Here is a 5321-nt window from a genome sequence, read left to right as displayed (position 1 = left end):
AACAGCGACAATAATGACGTCTTTTTTGAATTGTTTGCCTTTAAAATGATTCATTACTCTGTCCTCTCTGTCTTTTTTCTCAATTTTACACTAAAATAGATTTTTTGGAAAACTTTGCAACAGAACCGATAACACTATCGCTCTTCATCAACGTAAGTTAGATTTGTTGAAAGAGCAGAAAAAAGGTTACTTGCAAAAAATGTTCCCTAAAAAAGGTGCCAAAGTTCCTGAATTGCGATTTTCGGGGTTTGCTGACGATTGGGAAGAGCGTAAGTTATCAAGTGGATTACGTGAATATACAGATAGAGTAATTGTTGAAGATGATAAGGAGTACTACCAGATTTCTGTACGTAATAATTTTGGAGGAATTACGTTACGGGGATCAAAAATGGGAAATAAAATAGGTCGTAAACGTCAGGCTAAAATTAATTTAACAAAGTACCCTCAAACCCTGATCTTCACAAGACAAACGGTAGAACAAGGTGGTATTGGTTGGGTAGATAAATACTGTGACGGCGCTATTGTTACAGAGAATATGCCGACGATTTCGTTAGATACATCCGTATTTTCTAAGTATTTTCCTACTAACTTATTTCAAACAAGAATTTTTTATAAAAATGCAATATTAGATAATGTCGAAGGCGGATCTGCTCAAATTGCAATACATGAATCTAAATTTTTATCTTCTACCCTATTATTTCCAAATTTGGATGAACAAGAAAAAATAGGTCAGTTCTTCAAACAATTAGATGACACTATCGATCTTCATCAACGTAAGTTAGATTTGTTGAAAGAACAGAAAAAAGGATTTTTACAAAAGATGTTTGTTTAGGGACTATAATTAGATAATAACTCCTATAAAATCAAATAAAAACACCCCCTATAATCTAATCATGAGATTATAGTAGGTGTTTTTATGTTTTAGTGATATAATGGCTAATATATGGAGTGTAATTATATTTGAGGAGATACAAATGAAAAAAAATGTTTTTTTATCTATTATTGTTCCAATATACAATGTTGAGAAGTATATTGGTAGTTTAGTAAATTCTCTAGTGAAACAAACGAACAAGAATTTTGAGGTTATTTTTATTGATGACGGATCAACTGATGAAAGCATGCAAATTTTGAAAGAAATGATGGCAGGCAGTGAACAAGAATTTTCGTTCAAGTTGTTACAACAAGTTAATCAGGGTTTATCTTCAGCCAGGAATATCGGTATACTTAATGCAACTGGAGAATATATCTTTTTTTTGGATTCAGATGATGAAATAGAAATCAATTTTGTGGAGACAATTTTGACTAGTTGCTATAAATACAGTCAACCGGATACACTTATCTTTGATTATAGTAGCATTGATGAATTTGGAAATGCTTTGTACAGTAATTATGGGCATGGAAGTATTTATCGTCAAAAAGATTTGTGTACAAGTGAGCAAATATTAACTGCATTGTCTAAAGGTGATCTACCAATAACTGCATGGTCATTTGTAACAAAACGCTCTGTGATTGAAAAACACGATTTACTATTTTCTGTTGGAAAAAAATTTGAAGATAACAATTTTACGCCGAAAGTTTTTTACTTTAGTAAAAACATTGTTGTTATTTCCCTAAGATTGTATAGATATAGGCAACGCCCTGGGTCTATTACGAGTAATCACCCGGAAAAATTCTTGTCGGACGCCATTTTTGTAACATATGACTTATTAGATTTTTATGATCAGTATAAAATTCGGGAATTGGGAGCATTAGTTGGTAGCAGAGTTATGGAAATATTAAGTTCTTTTCCAGATTCGAAAAAATTGTATAATGAATTAAATCCAATCAGAAAAAAAGTATTTAAAGATTATATTTCAATAGAAAAAAGACATACTAAACGGATAAAAATGTATGTTTTTTCTTCTTATGTTGGATATAAACTTTGCAACAGACCGGTAAGGTTCTGTTGCAAAGTTTTCCAAAAAATCTATTTTATTGTAAAATTGAGAAAAAAGACAGAGAGGACAGAGTAATGAATCATTTTAAAGGCAAACAATTCAAAAAAGACGTCATTATTGTCGCTGTTGGTTACTACCTGCGTTACAATCTAAGCTATCGTGAAGTTCAGGAATTGTTATATGATCGTGGAATAAATGTTTGTCATACTACGATTTATCGTTGGGTGCAAGAGTACAGCAAAGTCCTCTATTATCTTTGGAAGAAGAAAAATAGACAATCCTTCTATTCATGGAAAATGGACGAAACCTATATCAAAATTAAGGGACGTTAGCATTATCTTTATCGTGCAATTGATGCGGACGGCTTAACCTTAGATATCTGGTTACGAAAGAAACGGGATACGCAAGCAGCCTATGCTTTCTTAAAACGACTCCATAAACAGTTTGGTGAGCCGAAAGCAATTGTGACCGATAAAGCACCTTCTCTTGGCTCCGCCTTTAGAAAGTTACAGAGTGTGGGTTTATATACTAAGACAGAGCACCGAACTGTGAAGTATCTTAACAATTTAATAGAACAAGACCATCGACCTATTAAACGACGAAATAAATTTTATCAAAGTCTCCGTACAGCCTCTTCCACGATTAAGGGCATGGAGACCATTCGAGGAATATATAAAAAGAACCGAAGAAATGGAACGCTCTTCGGCTTTTCGGTGTCTACTGAAATCAAGGTATTAATGGGAATAACAGCCTAAGATATTTGGAGTTCAGAGAGGGCGCGTTTGATTTTCAAACTTCGCAACAGAACCCAACGGCGGACAAAGCGAGAATATTCTAGGAAATTAGGAAATAAACTTTGAGCAAGTTGTTGCTTAGCTTTAAGTGTTTCACTAAAATGCAGTACGCCCCATAGGTAACAAGCGATAACTAAGCAATCTGATGTTGCGAGATGGACGTTCTTTCGGTTTTGAACCTCAAGGGGAACACTCGTTTGATAAAGCGTCTCAATGGTTGTCAGTAAATAAACAAAAACTTTTGGAAGTGTGCTATTATAAGTCATATAAGTCGTGAGCTTTCTAATGCTTAGTGGTTTAAGATTAGGATAGCACGACTTATTTATTTTCCAATGAAATTAACTAGCAATTCGGGTAGAAAGTTTAGAGGTATCATATGAAACTACTTAATAATTTGTTGACTAGCTTAACACAATATGAGAATGAAATGATTCAAATTAGGCGTCATCTTCATCAATACCCAGAAATTTCTTTTCAAGAAAAAGAAACATTTAAGTATATTATGGGCTTTTATAAAGAACTTGACTGTGAACCAAAACTTATTGGAAAGGGATTTGGAATCATCGTTGATATTGAAGGTGGAAAATCCGGAAAAACTCTTGCGTTGAGAGCAGACTTTGATGCTCTTGCTATTTTTGAAGATAATGATTTAAGTTTTAAATCGGTCAATCCAGGAGTAATGCATGCCTGTGGACACGATGCACATACTGCATATTTGATGGTACTTGCTAGAGAACTAGTAAAAATAAAACAAGAACTTCCGGGAAGAGTTAGAATTGTCCATCAACCAGCAGAGGAAGTATCTCCTGGTGGTGCCAAAGGTATGATTAAAGCAGGAGCTCTTGACGGTGTCGATAATATGATCGGGGTTCATGTGATGACTACAATTAAAACAGGGGTCATTGCCTATCATAATAAAGAGACTCAAACGGGACGTTCTAATTTCACCATTACAATCAAAGGAAACGGAGGTCACGCTTCTATGCCACAATTAAGTAATGATGCAATAGTAGCCGCTAGTTACTTTGTAACTGAACTCCAAACAGTAATTTCAAGAAGAATAGATCCATTTGACATAGGTACTGTAACTATTGGATCATTTGATGGAGCAGGAAGTTTTAATGCTATACAAGATAAAGTAGTGTTAAAAGGGGATGTTCGGATGATGAAAGAAACAACTAGAAAAGTCATCCGAGACCAAGTGAAACAAATTGCTAAAGGCGTTGGAGTAACCTTTGGGGTTGAAGTGATTGTAGATTATGACGATAACTATCCTGTACTCTTTAATTCAGAAAATCTCACTCACTTTGTAGTTGACAGCTTAAAAGATCAGAATATTTCAGAAGTCAATAATATAGTCGATTTAGGACCACAAAATCCTTCTGAAGATTTTTCATATTATGGGCAAGTTGTACCAAGTACTTTCTTTTACATTGGTGCACAGCCTGAAGACGGCGGAAATTATCCCCATCATAGCCCTTTATTTAAAATGAATGAGAAAAGTATTTTAATCGCGGCTAAAGCAGTTGCAACTGTAACTATAAACTATCTATTTTTCAATAAAAAAATGTAGATTTACAAATAGCAAGATTTGTAGCTAAAGTTGCTCCTTCGTTATTTAATAAACTTATAAAAATATTTCTATCCTCTGTCCAGAAAAAGGTCATTTTATGGACACTCTTCTTTTCTTATTAAATTTCTCAAAATCGTTTGCATTTATTGTCCATTAACCCGTAATCTATTCTATGTTCATTTATACATATGTTTCTAAGTTATGATACAATAAATTAAAACGAAGGAGAAAAAAATGAATATCGGATACGCACGAGTTTCAACTGGACTTCAAAATTTGGATTTACAAAAAGATAGTCTCAAAAAATATAACTGTGAAAAAATATTTACTGACCATATGTCAGGAAGTAAAAAAGAAAGACCTGGTTTAAAATCCGCCATCGAATTTTCTCGTTCTGGAGATACAATTGTTGTTTGGCGGTTAGATCGATTAGGAAGAAATATGGAGGACTTAATTAGCATAGTTAATTCACTTAATGATAAAGGAGTAAGTTTCCATAGCTTGCAAGAAAATATTACAATGGATAAATCAAGTTCGACTGGACAATTGATGTTTCATTTGTTTGCGGCTTTTGCGGAATTTGAGCGAAATCTTATTTTGGAGCGTTCTGCCGCTGGTAGAGAAGCTGCACGTGCAAGAGGACGACTTGGAGGAAGACCTGAGAAATTTTCGGAGCAAGACGTAAAGCTTCTTAAAACCTTGGTAGAAAGTGGTACGCCGATTAAGTCGATTGCGGATTCTTGGGGAGTGTCGAGAACAACGATTTATAGATATATTAATAAGTTTTAGAATAAACTAAAAAACCAGCTCACAACTATTAAGTTTTGACTAGCAAAAAAGACTTACCATATGTTTTTCTTGGCAAGTCTTTTTGCTTTACTTTATTTGAAATTTTATCCATTCTATTGCAGAACTTTTAGCATTATTTGTTTGAATGTCCGGACTAATAGGAAAATTTTTATAAATATTATTTGTTCTGTCTTTTACAAAAGCAGAAGTTATTTGTAATGTTGAGCC

The 5321-nt window shown here is 33.8% G+C and carries 4 protein-coding genes and 3 pseudogenes; 6 read left to right on the top strand and 1 reads right to left on the bottom strand.

What is annotated here, in order from left to right; genetic code table 11:
- Positions 1–127: 127 nt before the first annotated feature.
- The 4 genes and pseudogenes from HZR21_RS12210 to HZR21_RS11130 form a co-directional block, all read left to right on the top strand.
- Positions 128–280, top strand: a pseudogene (locus HZR21_RS12210) (restriction endonuclease subunit S); the annotation flags it as partial.
- Positions 281–388: 108 nt separating this feature from the next.
- Positions 389–832 (top strand): restriction endonuclease subunit S, encoded by a 444-nt coding sequence (locus HZR21_RS11140; RefSeq protein WP_425485323.1) that lies wholly within the window; start codon positions 389–391, stop codon positions 830–832.
- A 142-nt stretch (positions 833–974) separates the two neighbouring features.
- On the top strand, positions 975–2012 hold the full coding sequence (locus tag HZR21_RS11135; RefSeq protein ID WP_246307857.1) for a glycosyltransferase: 1038 nt from the start codon (positions 975–977) through the stop codon (positions 2010–2012).
- Positions 2012–2692, top strand: a pseudogene (locus HZR21_RS11130) (IS6-like element ISS1N family transposase). The gene HZR21_RS11135 and the pseudogene HZR21_RS11130 overlap by 1 nt, the downstream one beginning before the upstream one ends.
- 23 nt (positions 2693–2715) lie before the next feature.
- Here HZR21_RS11130 and HZR21_RS11125 read toward each other — a convergent pair.
- A pseudogene (locus HZR21_RS11125) lies at positions 2716–2997 on the bottom strand (IS982 family transposase); the annotation flags it as partial.
- Between the two features lie 110 nt (positions 2998–3107).
- Between HZR21_RS11125 and HZR21_RS11120 the strand changes: the two are divergent.
- Both HZR21_RS11120 and HZR21_RS11115 read left to right on the top strand, forming a co-directional pair.
- Complete coding sequence (locus tag HZR21_RS11120) at positions 3108–4304, top strand: M20 family metallopeptidase (RefSeq protein ID WP_042748924.1); 1197 nt, start codon at positions 3108–3110, stop codon at positions 4302–4304.
- A 234-nt stretch (positions 4305–4538) separates the two neighbouring features.
- A complete protein-coding gene (locus tag HZR21_RS11115) occupies positions 4539–5093 on the top strand; it encodes a recombinase family protein (RefSeq protein WP_003105478.1) in 555 nt (184 codons plus the stop codon).
- The last annotated feature ends 228 nt before the right edge of the window (positions 5094–5321 follow it).

Origin of the sequence: Pseudolactococcus laudensis (assembly GCF_013449735.1) — a bacterium.
In the GTDB taxonomy this organism is placed as follows: Bacteria; Bacillota; Bacilli; order Lactobacillales; family Streptococcaceae; genus Pseudolactococcus; species Pseudolactococcus laudensis.
The sequence above is the reverse complement of the archived record's forward strand: the minus strand, read 5'-3'. Positions and strand labels throughout refer to the sequence as shown.